2 protein-coding genes and 1 pseudogene are annotated in these 1,794 nt (G+C 68.7%); all 3 read left to right on the forward strand.

Going from position 1 to position 1,794, the window contains the following annotated elements; genetic code table 11:
* Positions 1 to 195 (forward strand): annotated as a pseudogene (locus tag AOK11_RS09650) (hypothetical protein); the annotation flags it as partial.
* 592 nt (positions 196 to 787) lie between these two features.
* A complete protein-coding gene (locus AOK11_RS09655) occupies positions 788 to 1,651 on the forward strand; it encodes a deazapurine DNA modification protein DpdA family protein (RefSeq protein ID WP_240497277.1) in 864 nt (287 codons plus the stop codon).
* A partial coding sequence (locus AOK11_RS44660; RefSeq protein WP_240497278.1) for a bifunctional DNA primase/polymerase occupies positions 1,648 to 1,794 on the forward strand: 147 nt, incomplete at its 3' end. The genes AOK11_RS09655 and AOK11_RS44660, both read left to right, overlap by 4 nt.

Genomic DNA, 1,794 nt, shown 5'->3' on the forward strand with positions numbered 1-1,794 from the left:
GTGTGCGGCGGGCTGCTGCTGCTCACCTCGTTCATCGCCGCACTCACCGCGTTCATCACCCAGCTCATCACCCTGGCCGCCGTCATCTTCGGCGGATGGATCGCCGTCCAGGTGCTCGGCTCGGGCAGTCACCGGGGCGGCACGACGGTGAACATCCGCAAGGCCATCATCAAGCGCAACCACTTCCACGGCTAGGGCTCGGCACCTAGATCCCGCCTCATAGCGCTCCGCAGGGACAGATGAGCTTCGTCGTAAGCCCTTCGAAGCTGCGCGTATTCATCGCTGTCCGGTGTTGCACCTCTTGCGACAGCGTCACGCACCTCGCGGAGCCTGCGAAACGTGTTCTCCGCTGGGGTCACGACCCATGACGGCGCGGTGATCGCCAGTTCGTAGCGAAGGCTGATGCACGGCTCGAAGGCGTCCCAGGCGACCCTCCTTCGTTGCGTTGACGGCAAGTCCGTTTCGCGTGCCAGAACACCGCACGCATGCCGTGCCTTGGCCAGGACCGCGAGGTACGAACCATATAGGGCACGTCTGCTCTCCGTGTTCTGGTCGGTCCGCTGCCGCTTCCACCGCCAGTACTCAACTGCCGTTGCCGACACCGTGGCGATGCCGCCGCCAACAACAGTGCTGACCAACGTCGTCCATTCCATGGCCACTCGCCCCCCCCGAATTGCCACGTTCGTCCGAGCGTCCTCGGCAACGCAAGGGCGGCCCCCCGTCTCGCCAGATCACGGGGCCGCCCTGCCCAACCAGTCCGCAACAGACCTGTTGGAGGTCTCCCAGCATGACCCAACCCACCATCATCCGGCGAGCCTTACCCGCGGGAGCTCCCGCCGCGGGCGGGATGCGGTTCTACCTGACCACCCACAAACGGCACTGGGTCAAGCTCACCGACGTGCCGCTGTTCCTCAAATCCGAGCACTTCACCGCCGCGGCCAAGCTCTACCCCGCGCTCGGGCCGTACGCGGTCGACTCCGGCGGCTTCTCGGAGCTCCAGCGCCACGGCACCTGGACCCGCACCCCGCGCCAGTACGTCCAGGACCTGCGGCGCATCTGGGAATGCGTCGGCCCCTACGACTGGGCCGCACCCCAGGACTGGATGTGCGAGGACCTGATCATCCACGGCGGCACCGCCGGGCCGAACGTGTTCGTCGGCACCCACCTGAGCGTCGCGGAGCATCAGCGGCGCACCGTCGCCAACTTCCTGGAACTGCGCTCCCTCGCCCCGGACCTGCGCATCGCCCCCGTCCTGCAGGGCAGCACGGTCCCGGAGTACGAGCGGTGCGTGGAGCTGTACGAGCGGGCCGGCGTCAACCTGCACCAGGAACCCACCGTGGGTCTCGGCTCGGTGTGCCGCCTGCAATCCACCCGCCAGGGCGCCGCCATCGTGACCGCGATGGCCGCCCACGGGCTGAAGCTGCACGGCTTCGGATTCAAGATCCTCGGTCTGGAACGGGTCGGGCACCTGCTGGCGTCCGCGGACTCCGCCGCCTGGAGCTACCACGCCCGCAAGCGGCCCCCGCTGTCCGGCCACCCGCACAAGAACTGCGCCAACTGCCTGGAATACGCCCTGCACTGGCGCACCCACGTTTTGGCCGCCATCCCCACCCAGCGCCAAACGCTGCTCACCAACCGGAGCGCAGCATGACCCACGACACCCGTACCGCGCTGCTGCGCGCGGCGCTGGACGCCGCCGCCCGCGGCTGGCACGTCTTCCCGCTGCGCCCCGGCACCAAGCGCCCCGCCCTCCACGGGGCAAAGGCGTGTACCGGCAGCGGGCCGTGCACGGCC

This window comes from Streptomyces hirsutus, from assembly GCF_001418415.1.
GTDB classification, from domain to species: Bacteria; Actinomycetota; Actinomycetes; order Streptomycetales; family Streptomycetaceae; genus Streptomyces; species Streptomyces hirsutus.